This is a genomic window from Stenotrophomonas nitritireducens (assembly GCF_001431425.1).
GTDB lineage: Bacteria > Pseudomonadota > Gammaproteobacteria > Xanthomonadales > Xanthomonadaceae > Stenotrophomonas > Stenotrophomonas nitritireducens.
Window position 1 is genome coordinate 195,908 of the sequence record NZ_LDJG01000015.1, and the last position, 23,772, is coordinate 219,679.

Consider the following 23,772-nt stretch of genomic DNA (forward strand, 5'->3'; position numbering starts at 1 on the left):
TTTTTTTAAACTTTTTCACGACAAGGAGCAGAAGTGCAAATTTCTCAGTCAGAAAAGGAAAAATTCATTGCGGATCTCGATGAGGATGGTTTTCGAGAGCTTGTGGTGAGAAGGCTATTTAAATCTCTTGGATATAAGGATGGTCGCGACACGTGCGGTCCCGAAGAGTTCGGGAAGGATGCAATATTTGTTGATGTGGATCGGCTTGGGGTGGAGAATTTCATAGCCGTCCAGACTAAGCGTGGAAATGTAAATCTGTCGGGTGATCCTAATAATAATCTTCATTCATTGGTGGCCCAAGTACGAACCGCTTTGAACCATCCTCATGCGTGTACGCTCACTAAAAAGAAGGCATTGCCTCAGGTAGTGTATGTCGCAGCCTCTGGGCGAATAAATCAAGCGGCGCGAACATTCATCGCTGAGCAAGTGAGTGAGCCACGACTTAGATTTTTAGATCGCGATGACCTGATCTCAAAAATAGATGAAAGCTGTCCAGAGGTTTGGAGTAATATCGTTGCGGATGTTTCTCCTTATCTGAAGGCTCTCGCAGATAAGGTTGAAGATCTCAGTATACTGTCTGATAGTAATCCTATTCACTCTACGCTTGGTGCTTTCGCGGCTGCGTCTGATCAGCGGTTTGTCGATGTGCGATTGGGTTACCACAGTGCCAAAGTTGTTAGGCGATCGGGGAGTGTAGATCGCGACTTAAACTATGAAGAGATCTCAGGGACATCCCTCTTGACTAGCGGGGTTGTCAGAGCTTTCTTAGTGGGTGACGCAGGATCAGGTAAGACAACTCTTTTAATTCGGCTTGCATACTTGATCGCCAAGCGCTCGGTTGTTTCATCTGGAAACTACAGGGTTCCGATTTTTGTAAGGGCTCATGAATTGGCTGACGTTGTCGGTCAAAGTGTTTATGGAGTACTCGAGCGCATTGTTCTTAAGATTCAAGATATTGCCTCAAGTCCATTCTCAGTTAGTGATTTAGATGAGGGCAGGTTGGTCCTTCTGGTAGATGGTCTTGATGAATTGTCTGAAAGCAATGACAGGCAAAATGTCGTTGATTTCATTAGGATATTTATGGATCAGTATCCTAAATGTTCATTTGTCCTTGGTAGTAGGCCGTATGGATCAATTTCCAAGCTGGAAGGTCTTGATGTTTTTAAGAGGTATCGAATATCTCCTCTAAACATGCAAGATGCTTCAAAGATGCTGAATGGAATTAATGGTAGCGGTGTGGCTAATGCAGAGTGGCGCAAGGAGCTTTTGCGGAAGCTTGATGCGGTACATGGAATTGATCTTAACCCGCTATTGGTTACTGTATTTGCGATATCATCGGGAAATGAGAAAAGAGATATTCCTGCGAATATAACGGAGCTCTTTGCCAAGTTCTCGGAGCTTATGCTTGGTAGATGGGATGAGAAGAAGGGGATGGCTCAGCAATACCAGTCAAAAGTAAAAGATCACCTTCTTTCATTGTTTGCTTATAGGCTTCAGGTTGTTGGATTAAATCACTTCTCTAAGGTCGAGTTTATTGATTTTGCGAGAGAGCAGCTCATTTCTATGAATTTGGAGCCAGATCTTGATGTTATGGTTTCTGAGATACTGGATAGGTCGGGGCTTATTAGGGGGGATGACGATGAGCTTGAATTCAAGCACCACCTCCTTCAGGAGTATTTTGCATCCAAGGGAATTCCTGATGTATCCAAGATAAAGGATTTGGTTAATAACGAGTGGTGGAGAAATTCAATTGTTTTCTATTTTGGTGCTCAGCCATCTGCAGTCAGTGATTTGTTGGATGTAGCAACTTCACCATTGACGATTCCTGAAGAAAGCTACATGGCAATTGGGCTTGCTCTCCAAGCCTGTTATTTGTCAAAGCTGGATGAGCGGATCGAAGTGTGGAAATGGGTTGTTGAAGCCGCATCCGGAGCCACTAGAAAGTTTTTGGATGAAAGTAAAGATTATCCTGTGACTAGCTTCCTCGGTGCTTATCTTGAGGCAAGGGATAGCGTGGCTCTTGGTGGCATAGAGAAGGTTGGTTATCGAGTGCGTGACTGGATTGTTAACGCGGAAGGAAGTTCTGAGCTTCGACGGTTCTGGTATGTAACGGCTCTAATTGAGTTGGGAGAATTTGAATCTATTCAAGAGATTCAAGATTCTCTTCCATTTGAAGATGAGATGTTGGCTACAGCAGTTCATTTTGGTTGCTATTTTTCTACTGAAGTTAGATCCATTCCCGCTGGGCAGAAAGTTAGGGCGGCGGCCATCTGTAAGCAGCTTGATCCAAAAGTCGCCCGACTCAGGGTTAAAATTATTGAGGAGTTGAAGGGGCAGCTTTTGGAGTTTCAGAGGTCGGGGGTAGTGGCATTGGATGCCGTAGATCCAGTATGAGAAGGCTGCAATAGAAAAGTCGGGTTGAGGTGGACAGTGGACGGCGTAGACTTGAACTAAAGGGGGTAGGTTCAATTGTCGGGTTTCGCCTCATTGTTTGAGGTTTCGGCGGTCGGGGGCTGGGTGAATGCCCACGAAGTGGCAGGATTTTTTGCCTCGGCTGGCATACGGAAAGCCTCATGTCCCAGCACGCGTTAATGCTGGAGGTAGCCGCGGATTTCGGCAGGCTTGGCTTCGTCGATCATGGTGTGGTGTGCGGCACGTTTGTCGGTGTCGACACCGAGTGGACTATGGGTCAACTTAACTTATCCGCAGGTGTAGTGAACTTGGGTGGGGCAGCTATTTCCGGTCTGACTTTCCTGTTTGATCGATAGGCTTGCTTCGGGTTGTGCAAAAGTTGGTTGCTTGTCAGATTCCAGGAAGTAGTGGAGTAGGAACACATTGCGTATTTGCTGATCTGCTTGGATCATGGTTGACATTGCTTTAAAGCATCAGCACTCTCACCACCAAGGAGCGTCGAAACTCCTCACGTAGCGGTACCCACCTCCGTCAAACCGGTGGGTTTTTTGTGCCCAATTCTGCGGGTGCAAGCCGACGCGATGCCTGCGTCGGGAGGGCGGCTAATACAACACCCTTCGGGGAAATACGCCCGCCGTCTACGTGCGGTTTCGAACCTCCCGACATCCCGTCGCCTTCGGGCGGCGGTACTTGGCGTATTCCAGGAGGGCGTTGCCATGTACCCCGCACCATCCCCGCCGGCCCCCGTGTCGGGCTACCTGTTGCCCGAGGGCGCGCACGCGCTGCTGCTTGAAGTGGACGACGTCATGCAGCGGCTGGCCGCACTGGCGGCCACCGAGCAGGGCAACCACGATCTCACCGCGCACCTGCTGTGCCAGCCCGGCGTGCTCGCGCAATGCCTGCGCAGCCTGTCCCTACGCATCAACGTCGCCCTGCGCGAGTGCAGCTGTTTGGCCCAATCCACCTGCGACGCGCAGGAGGCTCCATGAGCCGCCGCCGCGCTTCCGGTGCATCAGCTGGCAGGCAGTCGGTCCGTTACTCGTGGCAAGCAACCGCACAAGCGCTCCTCGACGCCTTGCCGCCTCTGCCACCACCGGACCTCCAACCCGATCCACTACCTACCCGCCCCGGCAGCCTGAGCGCACCCCGCCGCCCACGCCGGCCCCGGCAATGCACGGTCAGCTACACCCATTACGCCGGCGCCTACGGCCACAGCGGCGATCAGGCTGTGCCCCATCTGCGGCTCAGCGGCCTGTGGCTGGAGCAGCTTGGCTTTGCCATCGGCGCCAAGCTGCGCATCACCGCGCAGGAGGGGCGCTTGGTGATCGAGTCGCAGGTGTGAGCGCGCGAATCCGCATCCCGCTCAGGGCAGTACGTAAAGCCTCTGCGCTGGGTAGTCGGCCACCAGCCGCAGGCGGCCGAATGCGGAGCCGCCGATGGCACCTTCGACCGGGGCGTCGGTCATCGACGACATGTATTCGGTGAAGTTGCGGTCCGGCCGGGCAGCGAACCAGGCCGGGCCGGTGTCCTTGCCGGCAATGCGCACGTTGGGTACCTGGATCATCGGCATGCCGTGGTCGCCCTTGATGGCGACAGGCCAGTCCGGATGCGCGTCGCGCCACTTGCGGTATTGGCGGGCAGTGATGAAGCTGCCCGCCACGCGCGTGCCCTCGGCCTGGCCCAGCGCCTTTGCGCCATCGGGGCCCAGGGTTATCTGCGCACCGGTATCGAACAGCATGTCCAGCTGTTCCCCATCGATCTCGATCTGCACGCGCGGCCAATACATGTTGCGCTCCGGCAACATGGTCATCGGCGTGCTGGGGGTTCCCTCCGGCGCGGACCAGCCCTGCAGCACGTGGAGCGAACGCGCGGGGTAATCGAATTCCCAGACCCGCCAGGCGAACCAGCGGCTGCCAAGAAATCCTTCATCCAGCATGGGGCCTTCGCCGAAGCCTTCCGCTGGGACAACCGCCAGCTGGCCTTGCATGAACTGGTCCCGTTCGGGAGAGGGAATGGAGGCGTCGGGCACGAACGCCGGCCACCGCACGGTCTTGATGGGCAACTGTCCCGGCTCTTCCACATCCGTCCCGGCGGCCAGGCCCAGGCGCTGCATGACATCCTCGCGGATGGCGTTCAGCCCGCCGCCGCTGTCGGTATAGAAAAGCACCGTGGTGCCATCGGCGAGCCGCGGCGCGACGAAGATGCGGTTGTTCTCGAACCGCGTGGGCAGCAGCGTGCGCACCTGTGCCTGCTGCGCGGCGGCCTGCGGGGCGTCGGACGCCAGGGCCAGCGGCGCGGTGGCGATCAATATTGCGGCGGCAAGCGCGATGGAGCGCAGTGGCGGCGTCATGCGATCAGCTTCCCTGTCAGCGTCGGATGCCCGATCGTGGCAAACGCGTTTTGCCCTGTCCAAGGTCGAATGTCATGGGTCGACGGGGGCAATGCGGCAGCCGGGCGGCGCGGCTATCAGGCTTTGAATCGTTCCCGGCGGTGCCGCTGAAGGTAGATGGGGTGCGGCCGCCATGCGGGTAGTGACAGGCGCGCGATATGTTCTCAGCAGTTGCAGCGGGCGCCATATGTCGACCCGGCCAATGCACCGTCAGTTACATCTATACGCCGGCGCTTATGACCACTGCGGCGACCCGGCCGTTCCGCATCTGCGCCTGAGCGGCCTGTGGCTGGAGCAGCTTGGCTTTGCTTTCGGTGCCAAGCTGCGGATTACTGCGCATGGGTGGCCTCTACCGATTGAAACCATATAGGTGGAGAAGCGAGTCGCGGAGAGAGGAAAAGTAGCGTGGATACTATTCCTCTCCAGTGCAGGTCTAAGGTAGTTGCGGGCGCTAGAAAATACTGTCGGTTCGATAGCGATAGCTGATCGGCTCTAGGTGTTCGTTCTCGACTTTCCAGGGGATCTTTGCGGCCACCACTCCATCCGACGCATGAGGGCCAGCATCGCCTCTGGATAGCTGGATGCTGTGCACGACAATGAGGCCATTGTTGGGGTGCTTCTCCCAATGAAGGTTCACCTCATTCTTGGTGAGCACAATGTCCCCAACATGGCCGGTCGTTCCTTTAACTTCAATGTAGAGAGTTTCGTCTGAGCGCGTGGCTTTGAAGTCATAGGGGTGCTTAGCACTCGTATCTTCCACTGCGTATCCAAGCTGCCTTAGATGCTCTTCAGCCAGCCGCATGGCTCGCAGTTCCACGGCACGGCGCTCTGGCTGAGTAAGTCCAAAGCCTTGAGCTGTGCTGCGATTCCGGCCCTCCGTGGAGTCCTCCGTAGCACTTAGTACAGCGATAACATCCAGTGATGTTTCACCGGTACGCGCCTGTAGGTCCTCATTGGAGTAGATAGAGCTGAGCATATGCGCCATGCTCCGCATGTCCTCGCGGATCTGGTCCTCGGGGGGTATAGCGTCAACTGGGTAGAAGTACGCAGCTGCCGACGTAAGCTCGTATGCCTGAGCTAGCTTTCCCAGCCCAAGAGATATTCGCTTTGTAAGTCGAGGATCGCTTTGCAGCTGCGGTGAAATGATCGCGCGAGCCCATCCCATCAAACGCTGTGTGTCCTGAAGCGAGCGGTTCTGAAAGCTCCCATCGTTGTTCTCAGTGGAGGCATGGGCGAGGGTTAAGTAGGCACCACTCCCATCCTCGCGAAAGAGCACCACAACGTACCAGCCACGAGTAGCGCTGGGGGAGCGCTTGGCAGATGCAAAGCGAACCCAAGGAACTCTCGATTTCCTTCCTATGCCGTCTTTGCCTTCGATTAGCAGGTCGGCAGGCCGTACTTCTAGGATTGCGGCGAGGTTAATTGCCTCAGATCGTATGAAATATGCGGCATTCTCCCGTACCAACCGTCCTCTCAGAGCCATTTCGTCAGTAGCTTCTGAGCTGTATACGGCCTGCAACTGCAGGATCTCTTTTAGAACTTCCCTGATTGCCAAGCTCTACCCCTTCAATGCAAGTCACGACAGCATAGTTAAATCGGAAGTTGAAGTCCGCGTCGAGATCATCCGCTGCAGATACCTAGGGGTATGTACGACCAGCTCATGGGAGCCCAGGTCAAATTTGGATGATGCACCTCCAGCCTTCAATGGAATTCCGTATCAGTTGCAGCGGGCGCCATACGCCGGCCGGTTTCCGCTGGCGATAGCTTCGACCTCGCTGGCATAGCGGCCTTGCTTGGTGGCGCCGTAGTAGCGCGTGCCGGGGCAGTGATAGACGTGCGAGCCGGTGTTGATCCAGACGCGTGTGGCGGCTGCCGGAGCAGCGTTCCTGGCCGGCGGCGTCAGCTGTTGAATGACTTGCTGTCGGCCGGCTGCGGCCTCGTCGCGCGAGCAGGTGCGGCCATAGGCGGCGCGATACCCGTGCTGCGCGGCTTCGCGTTCTGACATGAAGCGGCCGCGTTTGGTGGTGCCGTAGTACTGCCCGCCGGGGCAGTGGTAGACGCCCGAGCTGGTGTTCACCCATACGTCGGCGGCGGCCGCCGGCAGTGCCCAGGCCAGCAGGAGCAGCAAGGCCAGCAATGGAGCAAGTCGTGATGTGGGGCGGTTCGTGGTGTCGGGCATGTCCTTGCCTGTCATCGCGAAGGGGTGGCTGGATGTCTGAAGCGCGGTTTGCGGCTACTCGCCGTCCTGTGTATTGGCCTCGGCCAGGAGCAGTTCGTAGGCCTGCACCCGGACGCGAAGGTGGATCAAGTACCAGGAAAGCGCATAGGCGACGAGGATCCAGAGCGCGAGCGCGCCTTGCACGAAGGTGATGTTGGCAAATGCATTCCAGTTGTCCCAGCGCCAGTCCTTGAACTGCAGGTACAGCGCCACGAGCAGGGGCAGCACCCCCAGCCGGTCCATTCCACCGGTGAACAGGCCCAGACGCTCATGCATCGTGGTGCGCCGGTCGCGGATGTAGCGCAGGCGCAGGCGGCGCTGCTCCAGCGGAAAGGCACGTACCTGCTGGACCAGCTGCTGGTACCGGATATACCCCTTCTCGATGTGCTGCGCATGTTCCCTGCGAGCGTCCCGGAACTGGCGCCAATCCCGGCGTATCTGCAGGCATAGGGTTGTGCCAAGTCCCAATACTTCCAGCGCAAGGCCAGACAGTGCACTGATTGCAGCTGCCTTACCGGACAGAACACTGCCCAGCAACATGCCCAGCCCGGCGCCGATGATGCCAACGATCAGCGACCAGCGTTCCCATGGGCCGGCTTTGGTGCCGCCTGTTCGTGCGAGGTAGTCATCCAACGCCGCATTGAGCGCGGGGAAGCTGAGTTCTTGCAGGGCTGCTCCCGCGTCGGCGGGAGGCGCCGCCGTCGTGGCGGGCGCATTGCTTGCTGTTGGGGCGGGAACGGTATCCATACGATTCCTAGGGCATAGGCTGCCGCGACACCATGCCCGATTGCTACTGGTGGGTCGAGGTCTGCGCCAAGACTGGATCCTCGCCGGCGGTTGCCTATGCGGTTGCCTATGCGGCTGCCTCGGGTGGGCCGTTGCGGTTTGGGCGCGAACTTGTTTTTTAAGCTTCCCGGTCAATCAACTCGGGATATGGCGCCTTGTAAGGGTATGTTTCGCAAGGAGTAAGCGGAGAGGCGCGCGGGTAGCTTCTTTCCGGTTCTGATGCAGAAAACATGCGGAGCTGCCTTCCTGGGGGCGCCCCCCCCTGTTTCCCACCCGGTCGACGCGCGGCGGTGTGACGACGCGCACCCGATTGATGCCCGAGGTGCGCACGTAGCCATTCTGGGAACCCGACTCTGACCTTGGCTTCCCGATGAATGTTCAAAGAGCGCCTGAGCATGCCGATGGCGATTGCGACACTGCACGCAGTGCAGCCGCCAACATGGCGCGTGGCGCGTGAGCGGATACGTTCACTCTGCCCGCGGCTTTGGCTGCTAGAGGCGATCGACGAGTATCACCGGGGCCACCACGCAGACGAGGATCTGCAGCGCCAGATAACCGAAGAAGGCGCCGATGCTGCCGAAGAAGGCCGCCACGATGGCGGTGACTATGCTGAAGATGATGCCGACGCCGATGCGGAACAGGGTCAGCCAGCCGCTGCCGCCGCTCTTGCGGCCGCCATGTTCGGCGCGCAGGACGGCGATGGTAAAGAGGATTGAAACCAGCACCATGATCCGTGCCGGGTTCACCAGCAGCCAAGCCCAGATTTCCTGCATATCGCCCTCCGGAAGAGGGCGATATTGCAGCAAGTCGCGTGGCGGTGGGCAAGCCGCAGCGCTGGATTGCGGCTTCGCGGATCAGGCGGCTTTTGCCGCCTTCTTCCACGTCCGCAATCCTCCAGCGGCCAGCGCCACGAACACCAGGTACAGCGCCGCGGTGGCGTGCAGTGATTTCACCGCGTACATGCCCACGTAGACCACGTCCACCACGATCCACAGCCACCACGCGGCGGCGTGGCGGCGTGCTTGCCACCACTGGGCCACCAGGCTGAGCGCGGCGAGCAGGGCGTCCAGCCAAGGCAGGGCGGCGTCGGTCCAGGTGTGCATGGCCGCACCCAGGGCGAGGCCGAAGGCCACGCCCATGGCCAGATCGCGCGCGCCGGCGTCGGTCGCCAGCGGCACGATGGCGACGCGGCCGTCGGGCTTGTCCTGGCGGTGCCAGTTGGCCCAGCCGTAGGCCAGGAACGCGGCGAAGGCGCCCTGCAGCAGCATGTCCGAGTACAGCCGCGCCTCGAAGAACACCAGCGCGTAGAGGCCGACGGAGAGCAGCCCCACCGGCCAGGCGAGCATGCGCCGCTGCGCCATCAGCCAGACGCCCAGGGCGCTGGCGATGACGGCCGACCATTCCAGGATCGCCGGGTTCATAGCGCGACGGTGACCGTCAGCCGCGCCTGGCGCGGCGCGCCGGGGAACAGGTAATAGTCGCCGGAGCTGCTGCCGGTGTCGCGCCAGTAGAAGCGGTTGAACAGGTTGTCCACCGACAGGTTCCAGTCCAGCGCATGCCCCCGCAGTTCATGCCGGAAACGCAGGCCGGCATCCACCACGCTGTAGCCGGGCGCACGTACGCGGCCGTCGGCGGTGGCGACGTTGGAGGAGGCGTAGCGCCAGCCACCGGTGAGGCCCAGCCCGGCGACGAACGGCAACGCGTAGTCGGCGTGCACGCTGGCGCGGGTGGTCGGCACGTTGATCAGCGGGTGGCCTTCGTAGGCCGGCGTGCCGGTATTGCGCGCGCGCGCCTGCAGCACGCTGGCGCTGGCGGTGAGCTGCAGGTTGTCGCTCACGCGCCCGCGTGCGCTCAATTCCAGGCCGGTGTGGGTCTGCTGGCCCTGCTGCACGAAGGTGTAGCCGTAGTCGCTGTCGTCCGGCTTTGCGTACTGGAACGGCCGGCTGATGCGGAACAGCGCCGCACCCAACGTCAGCGCATCGGACGGTGCGTATTTGGCGCCGACCTCGACCTGGCGCGACAGCACCGACGGCAGGAAGTTGCCGTCATTGCTGGTCCAGAATGGGGCCTCCTGGCCGAGCGCGATGCCGCGCACGTAGCTGGCGTACAGGTTGAGCTGCGCGTTGGCGCTCCAGATCAGCGCTGTCTGCGGCAGGAAGTGCGACACGCGGCTCTCGCGCTCGAGGTCGCCGCGCTTGTCCCAGGCGCGCTCGTCCAGGCGCACGAAACGGCCGCCGGCCAACCACTGCCAGTCGTTGGCGAAGCTCACCCGATCCAGCACGAACAGCGCCTTCTGGCGGCTGTCCAGGCGGCGCACGGACGGGCCGGGCTCGCGCGGCGAGGGCTCGAACTGCGGCACTTCGCGGTCGTGGATGTTGCCGGTGCCGACGTACTCGTTGACGTTGCGGCGCTTGTCCACGCTGCGGCGGAAGTAATCCGCGCCGACCATCAGCTGGTGTTCCACCGCGCCGGTGGCGAAGCGGCCGCGCAGTTCGGCGCGCAGCTGCTGGTTGCGGCGGGTGTCGTCCGGGCTGCGGTAGTCGTAGATGTCGTAGTCGCCATTGGGCGCGAAGTAGTTGCCCGGCACGCTGCCGTCGGCGCATTCGGCGGCGTAGTAGCAACCATAGGCGAAGGCGACGTTGTCGTCGATCACCGAGCGGCTGTGGCTGGCCGACACGCGCGACTGCCACGCCGGGCTGAAATCGTAGGTGTGCAGCGCGGTGAGGTTGGTGCTGTCGATGCCCACCGGCTTCTGCCAGTGCTGGTAGCCGAGCATCTGCTTGCGGTCCACGCGGCGCGGCAATGCGCTGGCGCCCAGCAGTTGGTAGCCCGAGGCCGAGCGCTGCGCGCTGGTCTGGTAGTTGGCGTCCACTTCGAGCTTGCCGCGCTCGCCGATCAGCCAGTCGGTGGCCAGTGCGTAGAAGTTGCGGCGGCCATCGGCATGGTCGATGTACGAGCTGCTGTCGTCCCATGCGGCGTTGAAGCGCACGCCGAAGCGCGGCGTCAGCCAGTGGCCGACATCGATGGCGGCATAGCGCGAACCTTCCGCGTCGGTGCCGAGGGTGACGGTGCGCACTTCGGCCGGGCGCTTGCCGACGTAGTTGATGACGCCGCCCGGGGCGATCACGCCGGCGGCCAGGCCGGCTTCGCCCTTGAGGATTTCCACCTGCTGCACGTTCTCCAGTGCCAGGCGTTGCTCGCCGGCGATGGTCAGGCTGTTGAAGCGGTAGCCGGTGGCGGTATCCAGCGCGAAGCCGCGGATGGCGATGTTCTGGTAGTAGCCCACCGGCGCGTAGCTGTCGCCCAGCGAGGCGTCATTCGTGGCCAGTTCGGACAGCGTGCGCACGACGCGCTGGTCGAGCAGGCCGCGGTCCAGCACGCTGATCGAGGCCGGGGTGTTCTTCCAGTCGCCGGCGCCGAAGCTGTTGGACTGGGTGTCCTTGGCGCCGGGCTGCCTGGCCTGCACGCGCACGGTGGACAGCTCGGTGGGCGAGCGGTCGGCAGCGGTTTCCAGGGGGCTGGCGTGCAGCGGCAGGGCCGCGCCCAGCGCGGCGGTCAACAGCGAGATTCGGTGGCAGCGGTTCATTCGTTTCGTCATCAGCCGTGGGGGGAGACGAAGCGAAGGCGCGCACGCGCGACCGGCCACGAAGGCGGTGTGCCTGCTGCTCAAAGCTCCCTACGCCGGTGCAAACCGGATCAGGTTCCAAGGGACTCTCTCAGCCTGGACAAACCCAGGCACCCCCGCTTCAGGGGCGCATTGAACCACAAATGCCGTGCTTTGGCTTGCCGGCGGATTCAGGCGGCGGCGTGCAGCGCGGCCAGCAGCGCCTGGCCTTCGGCGCTGCGGAACCATTGCGCATGGCCGAGCAGGAACGGTTGCCAGGCCACGTCCGCGTTGGCAGTGGAGCCGGTGATGCCTTCGAAGTACTCCACTTCGGAAAGCGCGAAGTCCAGGTGCACCACCGGCAGCAGGTCAGCCAGCAGGTGCACGCGCGCGGGCGACAGCGGCAGTACCTGCCGGTAGCCGTCGAGCAGGGCCAGGGCGATGTCGATGCGCACGGCCTCCGCACCGCGTTCCAGTTCCAGCCAGGCGACCGCGTTGCGTTCGATGGCGGTGGCCAGGTCGAACAACGCGCTGGTGGGCGAGGCCAGGCCGAAGTCGAGCACCGTGCTCACCGCGCCATCGCGCCACAGCAGGTTGGAGACGTGCCAGTCGTTGTGCGCCCACAGCCGTGGTTCGGCCCGCAGGCGTTCGGGCAGGCCCGCGTGCCATGGCAGCACGGTGCGGCGCAGCTGTTCTTCCCACGGAATGCGTGCCAGGTAGCGCGCAAGCCCGGGGCGGTTGCCCAGGTCGGCCTTGAGCGCGGCGATGGGGTCGTGGCTGCGGATCAGGTCGTCGCGCGCCACCAGCAGGTGGGTACCGCGCTGTGGTGCGTGGTAGCTGGCGGCGGCCTGGTGCAGGCGCGCCAGCATGCGCCCGGCATCGCGTGCCTGGGCGACGTCGGTCAGCGGCGTCCACGACGCCGCGTCGCGGTACAGGTCCTCGCCGATGCCGAGCGTGTGCAGCTCATAGGTCCAGCCTTCGTGCTCGACCGCGGTGAAGCCATCGCGATCGCGCAGCACCTGCACCACCGGCACGCCGGCGGCGGCCAGGTGCGCGATGAAGCGGTGTTCCTCGCCCAGCGTGGCCGCGTCGCGCACGCTGTGGTGGTGGCGCTTGACGAACAGGCGCCCCGCCGCGCCCTCGACGATGGCCGCCGCCGACATCGGCCGCGGGCTGTGCCACAGCGCGGTGTCCGCGCCTTCCAGCTGCGAGAAGCGCCCGCGCAGCCATGCGATCTCGCGCCCGCTGATGGCGGGCCAGTCGGCGGGTACTTCGTCGTTGGCCAGGCCCTGGACGCGGTGGGAGGAAGCGGTCATGGACGGAAGAGCGGGGAATGCGCGGGCGATGCGGGGGCGACAGGGTAGCGCGCGGGGCGGCGTCGGGCGCGATGGCGCGCGGAACGTGCCTGTGCGTGGCGGAGGGGTTTGGGCTAGGGAAACTGCGCCATTCGATGTGGCGGTCTGACGCAAGCGGCTGTAGGAAAACTACGCGTCGCCGTGTCAGTGATCAGCTTTTGCGCTGCTTGCCGCGCCGGAAATTCTTGATCATCTCCGCCAGTTCATCGTCCTCGGCGAAGAAGTAGGCCACCGGCACGTCGAAGACATCGGCGATGCGCTGCAGGATCTGCAGATCGGGCTGGTGCACGCCGGTTTCATAGCGGTTGATGCGGGTGCTGGCGACGAAATCGTCCAGTCCGGCCTTGATGCCGAGATTGCGCTGCGAAATGCCATAGGTCTCCCGCGCTTCGCGCAGACGCACGCTGTAGACGGGGAGCTCTTTTTTCTCAGACAAGGCCGTGCGTGTCCCGGGCTTCGGTGGACAGAAGCTTCCGGAAGGGCGCTTGACACCGATACTACGTTAAACGTAGTGTGCGCACCGGGTTAATAAGTGAACGCATCGCGTGCATAAGCTCCAGCCCGTCGAGGGGAGCGCGAGAGCGGCAAGGCAGGGCGGCGGCGCCGGGGTATCGCACAGGCCGCGCCCGGACGGGGCATCGGCAACACCACAGGGAATCGCCAGCACGGCTGATGGGCTCCGTTGCCATGGAGCGCCGTCGCCCGCGGCCGGCCCCGTGTGCCCGGCGCCTCGTCCATGCCGGACCGCAAGACCGATTACCGACCATGGAAACCAGAGGACGCAGCATGAAGACCAGCGCTTTACGCAACGCCATTTCCATCGCCCTGTTCGCCACCCTTTCCGGCAATGCCGGCATCGCCCTGGCCCGGGAACCCACACCGGAAGCGACCCGCGCGGATGCGGAACAGGAGGACGGGGCAGGGCAGGGCACTACCGCCGCTTCCAGCCCATCGAAGCCGGCATCGCGCAAGGAAGCGACGGCGACCGAACTCGAAACGGTGACCGTCACCGGCACCCGCATCCGTGGCGGCACGACGCCATCGCCGGTGATCGCCATCGGCAGCGAGCAGATCCGGCAGGAGGGTTTCGCCGATCTGGGTGCGGTCATCCGCAGCGTGCCGCAGAACTTCAGGGGTGGGCAGAACCCGGGTGTCATCGGTGCCGCGGCGGGTGTCGGCAACCAGGACCTTACCGGAGGCGCCTCGCTGAACCTGCGCGGTCTGGGGGCGGATGCCTCACTGACGCTGCTCAATGGCCGCCGGCTGGCGTACGACGGCTTCTCGCAGGCGGTGGACATAAGCGCCATCCCGGTGGAAGCGGTCGAGCGCCTGGAGATCGTTCCCGACGGTGCGTCCGCGATCTACGGCTCCGACGCCGTCGGCGGCGTGGCAAACGTGATCCTGAAGCGCGATTTCGATGGGGTGGCACTAGGCGTGCGCCATGGAGGCGCGACGGATGGCGGGCTGGGGACGCGCGAGTACAGCGCCATTGCCGGCGCACAGTGGGCAAGCGGGGGATTGATCGCCACTTTCAAGGACACGGCTTCCGACCCCCTCTATGCCCGGCAGCGCAGCTATACCCGCCATCTGGTCGAACCCTACACGATCCACGGTGGCAGCAATGCGCGCAGCGGGCTGCTGAGCATCCATCAGGCAGTGGCCGAGGTGGCCGAACTACGGCTCGATGCGCTGCGGACCAAGCGCGACATGGAGCGGTACGTGAGCCAGGGAGCGGCCTACTACCGCTATACCCCCGACACTTCGATCACTCTCGTGTCGCCCAGCATCGTCTTTTTCGTGGGCAGCGACTGGTCCCTCACCCTGGGGGGCACCCACGGCACGGACGAGAACATCGACGAGCGCTACCTGGTATCCGCAGCGGGAAGCCGCCTGGTCACGCAGACCTGTCACTGCAACCGGAGCCGCTCCTACGAGATCGGCGCGGAAGGGCCGGTGTTCGCGACCGGAGGAGGGGAGGCGCGTCTCGCGGTCGGCGCCGGTTCGCGCGAAGACGCGTTCAACTACCGGCCGCGTGTTGCAGGTACCTCCTATGGCGGCGAGGAACGCGCCCGATCGGCCTACGCCGAGCTCAGTCTTCCAGTCGTCGCGCCATCGATGGGCATGGACGGCATCCGCCGGTTGGAGTTCAGCGCGGCGTTGCGCGGCGAGGACTACGCCAGCTTCGGTGCCGTGACCACGCCGAAACTCGGCGTCATCTACGACCCGAACGCCCACCTTACTTTCAAGGCGTCATGGGGCCGTTCGTTCAAGGCGCCGACATTGCTGCAGCGCTATCAGGACCGGATGGCGTACCTGTGGAGCGCATCGGCAGTGGGAGCGGTTGGAACCCCAGCTGACGCGACCGTGCTGATGTCCTATGGCGGGAACGCCGACCTGCAGCCCGAGCGTGCGCGTACCTGGAGCGCATCGCTGGCCGTGCATCCACAGGCGCTGCCGGGGCTGGAGGCCGAAGTGACCTGGTTCGACATCGACTATGCCGACCGCGTGGTGGAACCGGTCAGCTATCCGCAGGCGCTGTCCAATCCGGCCTATGCGGAGTTCGTGGACCGCGCGCCGACGCCCGAGCAGGTGGCGCGCCTGTTGGCTGCCTACAACAGCGCTTTCTACAACCTGACGGGGGCGCCCTACGACCCGGCCAAGGTGGTGGCGATCATCCGCGACCAGTATGTCAATGCAGCACGACAGCGCATCCGGGGCGTCGATCTTTCCACCTCCTATCGGTTCGATCTTGAACGCGGCCAGTTGGCGATCCGCGGGTCGTCCAGTTGGCTCGACAGCACGCAGCGGACCAGCGCCGGCCAGCCGGTGAACGCGCTGGCCGGAACGGTGGCCAACCCGGCGCGGTTCAACGGCCGTATCGGAGCGGTGTGGATGTCGGGCGGGCTTACCGCCTCCGCCTTTGCCAATCACGCCAGTGGTGTGACCAGCCGCCGTGGCACGGTGTCGAGCAAGGGAGCATCGTTCACCACCTTGGATACCAACCTGGGCTACGAGATCGCCGCGCAAGGGCGCGTTTTCCCGGCCATGTCGTTCGACCTTTCGGTGCAGAACCTGCTGAACCGGGCGCCCCCGCTGTACGCACCTGCGGTGGCGACCTACGTGCCTTACGACGCCACCAACTATTCGGCCATCGGAAGGTTCGTCAGTGCTTCGGTCTCGATGCGCTGGTAGGGGGCGTGCCGTGCAGAGTCGTCCTCTCCAGCCCTGGCGGATCACGCGAGGCATCGGCTCGTGGCTGCTGCTGATGAGCCGCACATCCTCGTTTCCGTGGCGAGTAGCTTCACTTCTGCTGTTGGCCTCCGCCATCGCTGCTCCGGCAGTGTGCGCGGCGACGATCTCGCCGCGCCGGCTTCTGGAAGTGAGCGACCTCGGCAATCCGGTGGTATCGACTGATGGCCGCCAAGTGGCGTTCCGGGTGGAAAAGGCATCGGTCGAGCGCAATATCTACGAAAGCATCTGGTACGTGCAGAACCTGGATGGGCACTCGCCGCCACTGCGGATAGGTGAAGGCGGCGAGCCGCTGCGTGAGTATGCGACCGGAATGGTGCTGCCATCGCCAGCGGTCTGGTCAACGGATGGACGTTGGATCTACTACCGGGCCAGGTTCGATGGCCGCGTCTCCGTCTGGCGCGCGGCAACGGATGGCTCGCAGGCGAGGGAAGTGGTGAAGGACGCTGCGGACGTGCGTGACTTCGTGCTCGGAAAGGAGGGAAAGACCCTGCTCTACAGTGTCGGCGCCACGCGCGATGCGGTGCTCGCTGCCGAGCGGAGCGAGTACGAGCAGGGAGTGCGCATCGACGAATCGGTGATGCTTGCCGGTGGCCTGTATCGTTCGGGCAGGATCGATGGGCGGCCGGCGACACAACGGTTCCTGGGTGATTGGTTCTCGACGGGGCCATTGCTGGCCAGGGTGCCGGACCGTTGGAAAATCGTCGACGTGTCCACCACGGCGACGCGGGACGCCTCGGCGTCGGAAGTGCCTTCGGTAGCGCCGACCGCGGTCGATCTGCCCTGGATCCTGCCGGCACCGACGAAGCTTGTTCCCCATCCACGCGACACGCGCACGGCCCTCGTACTGCCTGCACAGGACACCGAGCCCGGCATGCTGCAGCCGCTGACCTCCACCCTGGCCGTGCTGTCCGACAAGCGGTCGCCAGGGCTGGTGCGTTGCATCGATGCGCGATGCCGGCATCAGACCATCGGTGATCTGCAATGGCGGGCGGAAAGCGACGAGGTCCTGTTCACCACCACCGACTACGAGAGGGCGCGCGCGCAGTCCATCTACCGTTGGAATGTGGTCACGGGCACGGTCCAGGCCATCGTGCTGTCGGATGGCCTGGTGAGCGGCAGTCAGCGGCACTGGGACGTCCCCTGCGCGGTATCGGCAAGCACTCTGGTATGCATCGCCGCCGAGGCGGATCGCCCACCCAGGCTGGAAGCGATTGATATCGACTCCGGGGCACGCCGGATACTGTTCGAACCGAACAAGGGGTTGGAAGCGGATATGGCCGCCACGGCACCGGCGAGGATGATCCGCTGGCAGGACGCGCAGGGCCGCGAATTCACGGGCCAGTTCTTCGAAGCGAAATCCAGCGGTCACCCACCGCCTTTGTTCGTCACGTTCTACACCTGCCAAGGGTTCCTGCGCGGCGGGCTGGGCGACGAATGGCCCCTGGCGTCGCTGGCGGAGCAGGGCATCTCCGCCCTGTGCATCAATGCGTTGCCCGGCTTCCGCCTCGACTATGTCGATCGCCACGACCAGGGGCGGGCCGCGGTGGAAAGCGTGGTCGCCCTGCTCGCGGCAGACGGAACGGTCGATCCTGGGCGCGTTGGCATGGGCGGGCTCAGCTTCGGCAGCGAAGTGACGCTATGGACGCTAATGCATTCGGATGTGGTCAAGGCCGCTTCCGTCGGCAGCATTTCTCCGACGCCGAGCTACTACCTGCTCAACAGCCTGCGCGAGGCGTTCCGTACGAATCTGCGACTGATGTGGCAGCTTGGCGCGCCCGATGAAACGCCCGGAAGATGGAGGGAGATATCGCCTGCGTTCCAACTCGACCGGATCCGCGCGCCCATCCTGTTCCAGCTGCCGGAACAGGAATACCGGATGCTGCTGGACTATGCGTTGCCGATGTTGCGCAGGAACCAGGGCGACCTCTATGTCTTCCCGGAAGAAGCGCATATCAAGTTCCAGCCGCGGCACAAGCTGGCTGCCTACGAACGAAATCTGGACTGGTTTCGTTACTGGTTGCAGGCATACGAGGATGCGGATCCTGCCAAGGCTGGGCAGTACCGCATCTGGCGTCAGATGCATCCGCAGGGCTCGGGGTCGATGGATCGTGGACGCATCCACGAAGAGAACTAGGCTTGCTGGCGGGCCCAGTTCTCTGCTGCGCACAGGTCGAAGATGCGCAGGAACGAGAGGTCGCGTGGCGCCAGCTCGCGGTCAAGGAAGTCTGCGAGTGCGCGGCAATCCAGCAGATCGTGGGCGGCGAGCTGTCCCTCCCCAAGGAATCGGCGCATTCCGTGCTTGTTGCGTGTATAGACCGCTGCCATGTAACCGGTGTACGAACCCTTGCTGCGCCGTTCGAGAATTCCCCGCGGCAGCCGGTCGGCGAAGGCATCGCGGGCGACCGCACGGTTGCGACCGCCGTCGATCCACATCCACGTAGGTACACGCAGGCAGGCTTCCATGACGGGTTGGGTCAACAGCGGAAAGTGCATGGAACGCCCCGCGCTGCGCGGAGCCGTATCCCGGAACAGCTGGGTGCCGACGAGATCCTGGATCTTCTCGCGGTCGCCCGGCAATGCACCGGCGGGCATGTCCAGCCAAGGGTGGTGATCGGGCGTATCGGGTGTATGGGTTGGGGAAAGAAACCGGCTGTCCTTCCTCCACGTGCCTGATGGCGGGTTGTGGAGCTTGCGCAGCGTCAGTCTCATCGCTTTCCAGAATGTGCATTGGTGGAGGGTCGAGAGGTCGCGAACGGCGGTAAGACCAGCCACCGGCCCGTTCTCGCGGAAGGCATCGGCCGCAGGTGCCGCCGTTTTCAGATAGCAGAAGACGGTGTCGCCGCCACCGCCGGACAGGTAGCTGTCCGCATCGCAGCCCGTGCCGGCGTCCTCCCATGCATCGTTCACTGCGTTCTGCAGGATGCCCATCGCCGGCACAACCGCCGACGGGGACAGGGGAAAATCGAAGCGGACATTCTCGAAGCCGACTTTCTGGGTGGCGAGACTGCATCCCAGCGCATCCGTGACCAGCCGCGCGTAGGGACGTTCGTCCGTGCCCGTCACCGGCATGACCAGCGTGCAGAAGGTGGCGCGCGCGGCATCTCCCGCAAGGCACGCGGCAACGATGGAAGAGTCCAGTCCGCCGGACAGTTCCACCACCAGCCTGCGATCGGACGCCGATAGTGCGGCAACCGCGGCGGAGACCGCGGTGCGCACATCGGCGATCGCCGCGTCACGATCCACATGCCGAACGCCTTTGGATACCAGGTTCCAGGGCGACCAGGCCGCATGGGCGGAAACCTCGTCGCCATGACAGACGAGCGTGCTGCCGGGAAGAAGTTCGCGGACATGCTTCAGGGTGGTGCGGCCCGTCCGCAGATAGGGAAACGCCAGACCATGCGCCATGGCCTGCCAGTCCACCTCCTTGCGGTGGATGCCAAGGTGGGTTGCAAGGACGATGTCGGAGGTCGCGAATCCACTACCTCCCTCGAACCGATGGACGCACGGGACAGCGCCGGAGGGATCGCGCAACAGCCGCACCATGTGCCCCTCGTCGTTGTCGGCCATGTGTACCGCGAGATACTCACCCCACGTATCACTCAAGAGGCGATGCTCGCATTCATCCGCTGTCCCATTGAAGCCGGATGCATCGACGACCGCATTGCCCTGGCGGTCGAAAATCCGGCCGATGAGCACCCCGCCGCTTGGCAGCCGAAGCAGAGGTGTGGCGGCGGAGACAAAAAGCCGTGCGTGACGGCTATGCAGTTCGCTTCGCAATCCCTGTGCATGCAGGGCTGGTTCCAGCCATTCGGAGTCGGTGAATTCTTCGCCAAGCAGGAGGATGTACTTGCGTTCCATCATATGATCCTGATCGGGGTATGTGCGCAGGCATCGGACAATGTTTCGTTCAGCACGACGCCATCGGCCTGCAGCCAGCAGTGGGCCGCGAAGGGTGCCAGGGTCACGCCGAAGACGATCCGCGCCGGCAGCCGCCGTCGTGACAGGAAGCGGAGCAGGGCCAGCGAATCCAGCAGGCAGCACGGCTCGATCGGCACGTAGCGGCGTGCACATATGAACTGCATGGCAGCCTCCCGCACAACGTCAATGACCTCGGCAGGGGATGCGCGCGGCAGGACGCGGGTTTTCCTGTGGGCGACGCTGTCCTCGATGACTGCCTTGAACGGCTGGCGCCGTAACCGGTGCCTTGTCCACCAGAGGGTCACTGCGACCTCGACCAGTGCGCCGGGTCGTGGAGGGCGGTGCATCGCCAAAGATGATTCGATGGCACTGGCGGTTGGATCGGGCAGGTCTGGCATACCACTCTGCCTGCAGGACGCCCGGGCAATCACGATGCCGTTGTCCTCCAGTTCCCTGCCGTGCTGCCGGGGCATTACCCCGGTCGCCAGAAAGCGGCGCATGACCGACTCCAGTGGAGAGGACAATCTGAAATACCGATCGAGCGCGAAATCGAGGAAGACCAGGCGGTCATCGATCTCGCAGCAGGAAAGGTCCTGGTTGATCAGCCAGCGCATTCTTTGCTCCAGCCGGGACGCGCACAGTACGTGCGCGTCCCGGATCACTCACTCTTCGGAGATACCCGGAATCATCGGAAGGCCCGGGCCGGTCGGCTCACCGGGTCCGGCGCTGCCCTGGGTCTCCACGCTGGCGACTCCGAGCACGATCACGTCTTCGACCGGGTTGCTGCGGTCGTTTTCATTCGCGTTCATCTCTGCCTCTCCTGCGGTTGCGTCATGGCGGTTTCCATGACGTACCCAGCGTAGGAGGCGGAAGAATTTATTTTCAAATAATTAAGACGTTGCAAAACGATGATTATCCGGCGATGGGAACGCCATCATGGAATGCCGGATTCAGGTGCGATGCGGAGGCGGTACTTCGCCGAAGAGCGATAGGTCGGGGTGATCGTTCTTGCGTATTCGATGGAAGATTCTGTCCGCGCTTACTGGAGGTGATCGCGGTGGTCGACCAGCATGGCCACGATCCGCGGGACGAGCTGCTTGCGCCGCGCGTGATACGCGCGCAGGCCGGCCTTCAGCGCCGGCATGTTCCGCCTCCGCCAGAGTTCTTCCAGTTCCACCAGTTCCTCGTGGGCATGTTCGATCAGGCCGCGCTTGGCCCGCCGCACCGGGGCCAGTCTGTCGTTGGCCTGCCTCACCGCCCGGTGCAGCGAGCGGTGCGCCGTCGCTTCGGCGATGGCATCGAACAGCTGCCAGGTCATCTTCACCACGTCGTCGCCGCCGGTGATGCCGTCCCGTGCGGGGCGGCCGCCCATGTCGCAGGCCATCAGCAGCAGCCGTTCCATCCAGTCGTAGAGGTCGTGCAGGCCGACTTCGGTGAGCAGCGGGACATGCAGCCCGTTGCGGGCGTGGTCGTCGATCAGGCCTTCGCCGACCAGGCGGTAGAGGGCGGAACGCACGGGCGTGGCGCTGGTGTTGAATTCCACGGCCAGCATGCCCGGGTCGATCCGTTGTCCGGGCAGGTAGCGTCCCGATTGCAGCGCCCGCCGGACCTGTCGATAGAGCTGCGTGCTCTTGGAGTGGATCACGCTCATGGCGGAACTCCTTGCCTGCGTATGGCGTCCTTTTCCAGGGTGATAGTACAAGAACTGCCCGTGCCCACCGCAGGTCGCCATGCCATCGTCGCTTCTGTCCGGACTGCTATGCTCCGCCAATTGACCAAGGGGGTATTGAAGGCATGGCGTCGAGTCTTTTTCCGGCAATGAAGTGGGGCGGGGCATACGCATGAACGCACAGGCCACGCCTCCTCCCGCGCGGGGTTCATGGTGGAAGCCGCTGCTGATCCTGTTCGGGGTATTGCTGCTGCTGATCATGCTGGGGATCGCAGGGGTGCTGGGACTCGGCTGGTTCGGCTGGAAGGCGCTGAAGAACCGGATCGGCGACGTCCAGGCACTGAGCCAGCCGCGGCAAGCGCCATCGCATCCGCTGTCGGCGGACCAGCAGGCCATCCTCGACATGATCCTGGAACGCGGCGATTCCGAGCTGGGCGCTGGCGCGGACGCGGACAGCCTGGAGAAGCTGCTGGCCGGCTATTACCAGCGCTCCATGAACGAACATGCCAATGGCGGCCAGGGCACCGGCGACATGGGCGCCACGCAGAGGACGCTGGCCGCGGTCCTGGCAGCGCTGGAGGAAAGCCGGCGCAATGGCGGCGATGCTCCGGAAATATCGCCCGAACTGTCCATCGTGCTCGAGGCGCTGGCGGCCCACTACGATCATGGGCAGAACACGAAGGACGAGGTGGTTCCCCTGCTGACGGAAGATCGCCCGCTGACGGCGGAAGAGCGTGAGCTGGTCGATACGATCGTGGAAGTGGAGGCGCGCAACCGGGCCCGCTGAGCGGCCGCGCGGGCGCTGCGCCGGCAGCGCTGCCGGCAGTTCCGACGGCCGGCGCCACACGCAGGCGGCGCGCGCTCCATGGCGCCGGCAACTGGCATCATGCGCGCATGCCGTTGACCCTCGATCAACTCCGCCGCTACGCCGTCGCCCGCTCGCTGTTCAAGCCGACGACGCTGCTGCGGGCGATCGGAAAGCTGGGCTTCGTCCAGGCCGATCCCATCCGCGCGCCGGCACGCGCGCAGGATCTGACCCTGCGCCATCGCGTCGCCGGCTATCGCGCCGGCGAGCTCGAGCGGCGCTACCCGCGCCTGCCGCTGGAAGAGGATTTCTTCGTCAACTACGGTTTCCTGCCACGCGAGCGGCAGGCGCTGATGCATCCGCGGCAGGCGCGCGTGGCGTGGACGCCGGCGCGCTGGAAGCAGGCGCATGCGGTGCGTGGATTCATCGCCGAGCGCGGCGTGGCGCACCCGCGCGAGGTCGACGCGCATTTCGCCCATGGCAAGACCACCAACTGGTTCGGCGGCTCCTCCAACGCGAGCACGCAGTTGCTGGACGGCATGCACTACCGCGGCCTGCTGCGGGTCGCGCGGCGCGAGGGCGGTACCCGCGTATACGCCGTGCGCGAGGACGCCACGCCGGTGGGGGAGCAGGAGATCGAGGGGCGCCTGGACGCGCTGGTCGACCTGATCGTGGGCAAGTACGCACCGCTGCCGGCCGCAAGCCTCGCGCAGCTGGTCGGCTACCTGGGCAATGGCGTGCCGCAGTGGAAGGACGCCTGCAGGCCGGCGCTGCAACGTGCGCGGCAGCGGCTGCACTGCGCGCGCGTGGACGGCGTGGATTGGCTGTGGCCGGCGGACGAACGCGCGGACAGCCGGCGCTGGAAGCCCGCCGAACAGGTACGCCTGCTGACGCCGTTCGATCCGGTGGTGTGGGACCGCCGCCGCTTCGAACTGTTGTGGGGCTGGAGCTACCGCTTCGAGGCCTACACGCCGGCCGCCAAGCGCAGGCTCGGCTATTACGCGCTGCCATTGCTGTGGCGCGAGCACGTGATCGGATGGGGCAACCTGTCGGTCAAGGACGGCGTGCTGGACGCGCAGCTGCGCTATGTCGCCGGCCGGCCGCCGAAGGAGGCTGCATTCCGCATCGCCCTTGAGGAAGAACTCGAGCGGATGCGCGTGTTCCTGGGTGTCGAGGGCTGAAGGGAGGCTTGTCGCTGTCGTGGTCATGCCTGCGCCTGCGCGCATCACGCGCCGGGACGCCGCCCCGATCAACGCCGACGCGGGGGTGCGCCTGCGGCAGGTGCGGCCGGGGAGACGGACGATCACCCGCAACCAGAACCGGCGCATGACCAGGCCGGTGCAACGGCAGCTGCGCCCCGATAT

At 63.5% G+C, this 23,772-nt stretch carries 21 protein-coding genes, 1 pseudogene and 1 riboswitch; of the genes and pseudogenes, 9 read left to right on the plus strand and 13 right to left on the minus strand.

The genetic code is table 11. The features are described from left to right. Window positions 1-33: 33 nt before the first annotated feature. The 4 genes from ABB22_RS17805 to ABB22_RS17815 all read left to right on the plus strand — a co-directional run bounded on the left by ABB22_RS17805 (window position 34) and on the right by ABB22_RS17815 (window position 3,754). Window positions 34-2,394 (plus strand): NACHT domain-containing protein, encoded by a 2,361-nt coding sequence (locus ABB22_RS17805; protein WP_082592169.1) that lies wholly within the window; start codon window positions 34-36, stop codon window positions 2,392-2,394. A 179-nt stretch (window positions 2,395-2,573) separates the two neighbouring features. After that, a complete protein-coding gene (locus ABB22_RS18190; RefSeq protein WP_152984131.1) occupies window positions 2,574-2,768 on the plus strand; it encodes a hypothetical protein in 195 nt (64 codons plus the stop codon). Window positions 2,769-3,128: 360 nt separating this feature from the next. Beyond that, window positions 3,129-3,401 carry an XAC0095 family protein gene (locus tag ABB22_RS10870; RefSeq protein ID WP_055766186.1) on the plus strand — a complete coding sequence of 91 codons (273 nt, stop codon included), beginning with the start codon at window positions 3,129-3,131 and terminating at the stop codon, window positions 3,399-3,401. Beyond that, window positions 3,398-3,754 (plus strand): SymE family type I addiction module toxin, encoded by a 357-nt coding sequence (locus ABB22_RS17815; protein WP_082443512.1) that lies wholly within the window; start codon window positions 3,398-3,400, stop codon window positions 3,752-3,754. Before ABB22_RS10870 ends, ABB22_RS17815 begins: the two co-directional genes overlap by 4 nt. A 21-nt stretch (window positions 3,755-3,775) precedes the next feature. Here the strand turns inward: ABB22_RS17815 and ABB22_RS10875 are convergent, their stop codons facing one another. After that, entirely contained in the window at window positions 3,776-4,762 is a 987-nt protein-coding gene (locus tag ABB22_RS10875) for a pepsin/retropepsin-like aspartic protease family protein (RefSeq protein WP_055766183.1), read from the minus strand. Window positions 4,763-4,992: 230 nt separating this feature from the next. Between ABB22_RS10875 and ABB22_RS17820 the strand changes: the two are divergent. Beyond that, window positions 4,993-5,171 (plus strand): annotated as a pseudogene (locus ABB22_RS17820) (SymE family type I addiction module toxin); the annotation flags it as partial. An 81-nt stretch (window positions 5,172-5,252) separates the two neighbouring features. Here the strand turns inward: ABB22_RS17820 and ABB22_RS18900 are convergent. From ABB22_RS18900 to ABB22_RS10910, 8 genes are all read right to left on the minus strand, one after another. Further along, complete coding sequence (locus ABB22_RS18900) at window positions 5,253-6,284, minus strand: MrcB family domain-containing protein (protein ID WP_082443511.1); 1,032 nt, start codon at window positions 6,282-6,284, stop codon at window positions 5,253-5,255. Between the two features lie 234 nt (window positions 6,285-6,518). After that, entirely contained in the window at window positions 6,519-6,980 is a 462-nt protein-coding gene (locus tag ABB22_RS18755; protein WP_152984132.1) for a hypothetical protein, read from the minus strand. Between the two features lie 54 nt (window positions 6,981-7,034). Continuing rightward, window positions 7,035-7,766, minus strand: a complete 732-nt coding sequence (locus tag ABB22_RS10885) for a hypothetical protein (RefSeq protein ID WP_082443510.1) — start codon at window positions 7,764-7,766, stop codon at window positions 7,035-7,037. A gap of 530 nt (window positions 7,767-8,296) precedes the next feature. After that, the gene (locus ABB22_RS10890; RefSeq protein WP_055766174.1) at window positions 8,297-8,578 is read right to left on the minus strand and encodes a hypothetical protein; all 282 of its coding nucleotides are present in this window, start codon (window positions 8,576-8,578) and stop codon (window positions 8,297-8,299) included. An 81-nt stretch (window positions 8,579-8,659) separates the two neighbouring features. After that, window positions 8,660-9,226 carry a nicotinamide riboside transporter PnuC gene (pnuC, locus tag ABB22_RS10895; protein WP_200911345.1) on the minus strand — a complete coding sequence of 189 codons (567 nt, stop codon included), beginning with the start codon at window positions 9,224-9,226 and terminating at the stop codon, window positions 8,660-8,662. Next, window positions 9,223-11,391 (minus strand): TonB-dependent siderophore receptor, encoded by a 2,169-nt coding sequence (locus ABB22_RS10900; RefSeq protein WP_055766171.1) that lies wholly within the window; start codon window positions 11,389-11,391, stop codon window positions 9,223-9,225. Before ABB22_RS10900 ends, pnuC begins: the two co-directional genes overlap by 4 nt. A gap of 70 nt (window positions 11,392-11,461) precedes the next feature. Beyond that, window positions 11,462-11,558: riboswitch (TPP riboswitch) on the minus strand. Between the two features lie 42 nt (window positions 11,559-11,600). Continuing rightward, window positions 11,601-12,725 (minus strand): phosphotransferase enzyme family protein, encoded by a 1,125-nt coding sequence (locus ABB22_RS10905; RefSeq protein WP_055766168.1) that lies wholly within the window; start codon window positions 12,723-12,725, stop codon window positions 11,601-11,603. A 190-nt stretch (window positions 12,726-12,915) separates the two neighbouring features. Continuing rightward, a complete protein-coding gene (locus ABB22_RS10910; protein ID WP_055766165.1) occupies window positions 12,916-13,200 on the minus strand; it encodes a helix-turn-helix domain-containing protein in 285 nt (94 codons plus the stop codon). Between the two features lie 350 nt (window positions 13,201-13,550). Between ABB22_RS10910 and ABB22_RS10915 the strand changes: the two genes are divergently transcribed. After that, complete coding sequence (locus ABB22_RS10915) at window positions 13,551-15,956, plus strand: TonB-dependent receptor plug domain-containing protein (RefSeq protein ID WP_055766162.1); 2,406 nt, start codon at window positions 13,551-13,553, stop codon at window positions 15,954-15,956. Window positions 15,957-16,029: 73 nt separating this feature from the next. Further along, window positions 16,030-18,150 carry an Atxe2 family lasso peptide isopeptidase gene (locus tag ABB22_RS10920; protein ID WP_082443509.1) on the plus strand — a complete coding sequence of 707 codons (2,121 nt, stop codon included), beginning with the start codon at window positions 16,030-16,032 and terminating at the stop codon, window positions 18,148-18,150. On the opposite strand, the gene ABB22_RS10925 is transcribed toward ABB22_RS10920, so the two are convergent. From ABB22_RS10925 to ABB22_RS10935, 4 genes are all read right to left on the minus strand, one after another. Further along, entirely contained in the window at window positions 18,147-19,874 is a 1,728-nt protein-coding gene (locus tag ABB22_RS10925; protein WP_055767329.1) for an asparagine synthase-related protein, read from the minus strand. The two genes, ABB22_RS10920 and ABB22_RS10925, sit on opposite strands and share 4 nt — an antisense overlap. Continuing rightward, window positions 19,874-20,548, minus strand: coding sequence for a lasso peptide biosynthesis B2 protein (locus ABB22_RS10930; RefSeq protein WP_152984133.1), 675 nt, complete (start codon window positions 20,546-20,548; stop codon window positions 19,874-19,876). Before ABB22_RS10930 ends, ABB22_RS10925 begins: the two co-directional genes overlap by 1 nt. Before the next feature lie 48 nt (window positions 20,549-20,596). Continuing rightward, complete coding sequence (locus ABB22_RS18195; protein ID WP_152984134.1) at window positions 20,597-20,743, minus strand: benenodin family lasso peptide; 147 nt, start codon at window positions 20,741-20,743, stop codon at window positions 20,597-20,599. A gap of 230 nt (window positions 20,744-20,973) precedes the next feature. Continuing rightward, window positions 20,974-21,585 (minus strand): GntR family transcriptional regulator, encoded by a 612-nt coding sequence (locus ABB22_RS10935; protein WP_200911344.1) that lies wholly within the window; start codon window positions 21,583-21,585, stop codon window positions 20,974-20,976. Window positions 21,586-21,775: 190 nt separating this feature from the next. Between ABB22_RS10935 and ABB22_RS10940 the strand changes: the two genes are divergently transcribed. Both ABB22_RS10940 and ABB22_RS10945 read left to right on the plus strand, forming a co-directional pair. Then, window positions 21,776-22,390: a hypothetical protein gene (locus tag ABB22_RS10940; protein ID WP_055766155.1), complete on the plus strand. Its 615-nt coding sequence runs from the start codon at window positions 21,776-21,778 to the stop codon at window positions 22,388-22,390. A 107-nt stretch (window positions 22,391-22,497) separates the two neighbouring features. Next, a complete protein-coding gene (locus tag ABB22_RS10945; RefSeq protein WP_055766153.1) occupies window positions 22,498-23,589 on the plus strand; it encodes a DNA glycosylase AlkZ-like family protein in 1,092 nt (363 codons plus the stop codon). The last annotated feature ends 183 nt before the right edge of the window (window positions 23,590-23,772 follow it).

Coding starts and splice junctions, on each gene's coding strand:
- ABB22_RS18195 (WP_152984134.1), bottom strand. CDS start 20,743: ATGAACGCGAATGAAAACGACCGCAGCAACCCGGTCGAAGACGTGATC.
- ABB22_RS10875 (WP_055766183.1), bottom strand. CDS start 4,762: ATGACGCCGCCACTGCGCTCCATCGCGCTTGCCGCCGCAATATTGATC.
- ABB22_RS10900 (WP_055766171.1), bottom strand. CDS start 11,391: ATGAACCGCTGCCACCGAATCTCGCTGTTGACCGCCGCGCTGGGCGCG.
- ABB22_RS10940 (WP_055766155.1), top strand. CDS start 21,776: ATGAACGCACAGGCCACGCCTCCTCCCGCGCGGGGTTCATGGTGGAAG.
- ABB22_RS10885 (WP_082443510.1), bottom strand. CDS start 7,766: ATGGATACCGTTCCCGCCCCAACAGCAAGCAATGCGCCCGCCACGACG.
- ABB22_RS10870 (WP_055766186.1), top strand. CDS start 3,129: ATGTACCCCGCACCATCCCCGCCGGCCCCCGTGTCGGGCTACCTGTTG.
- ABB22_RS10945 (WP_055766153.1), top strand. CDS start 22,498: ATGCCGTTGACCCTCGATCAACTCCGCCGCTACGCCGTCGCCCGCTCG.
- ABB22_RS18755 (WP_152984132.1), bottom strand. CDS start 6,980: ATGCCCGACACCACGAACCGCCCCACATCACGACTTGCTCCATTGCTG.
- ABB22_RS18190 (WP_152984131.1), top strand. CDS start 2,574: ATGTCCCAGCACGCGTTAATGCTGGAGGTAGCCGCGGATTTCGGCAGG.
- ABB22_RS17815 (WP_082443512.1), top strand. CDS start 3,398: ATGAGCCGCCGCCGCGCTTCCGGTGCATCAGCTGGCAGGCAGTCGGTC.
- ABB22_RS10905 (WP_055766168.1), bottom strand. CDS start 12,725: ATGACCGCTTCCTCCCACCGCGTCCAGGGCCTGGCCAACGACGAAGTA.
- ABB22_RS10890 (WP_055766174.1), bottom strand. CDS start 8,578: ATGCAGGAAATCTGGGCTTGGCTGCTGGTGAACCCGGCACGGATCATG.
- ABB22_RS10935 (WP_200911344.1), bottom strand. CDS start 21,585: ATGAGCGTGATCCACTCCAAGAGCACGCAGCTCTATCGACAGGTCCGG.
- pnuC (WP_200911345.1), bottom strand. CDS start 9,226: ATGAACCCGGCGATCCTGGAATGGTCGGCCGTCATCGCCAGCGCCCTG.
- ABB22_RS10930 (WP_152984133.1), bottom strand. CDS start 20,548: ATGCGCTGGCTGATCAACCAGGACCTTTCCTGCTGCGAGATCGATGAC.
- ABB22_RS10920 (WP_082443509.1), top strand. CDS start 16,030: ATGAGCCGCACATCCTCGTTTCCGTGGCGAGTAGCTTCACTTCTGCTG.
- ABB22_RS10915 (WP_055766162.1), top strand. CDS start 13,551: ATGAAGACCAGCGCTTTACGCAACGCCATTTCCATCGCCCTGTTCGCC.
- ABB22_RS10925 (WP_055767329.1), bottom strand. CDS start 19,874: ATGGAACGCAAGTACATCCTCCTGCTTGGCGAAGAATTCACCGACTCC.
- ABB22_RS18900 (WP_082443511.1), bottom strand. CDS start 6,284: ATGGCTCTGAGAGGACGGTTGGTACGGGAGAATGCCGCATATTTCATA.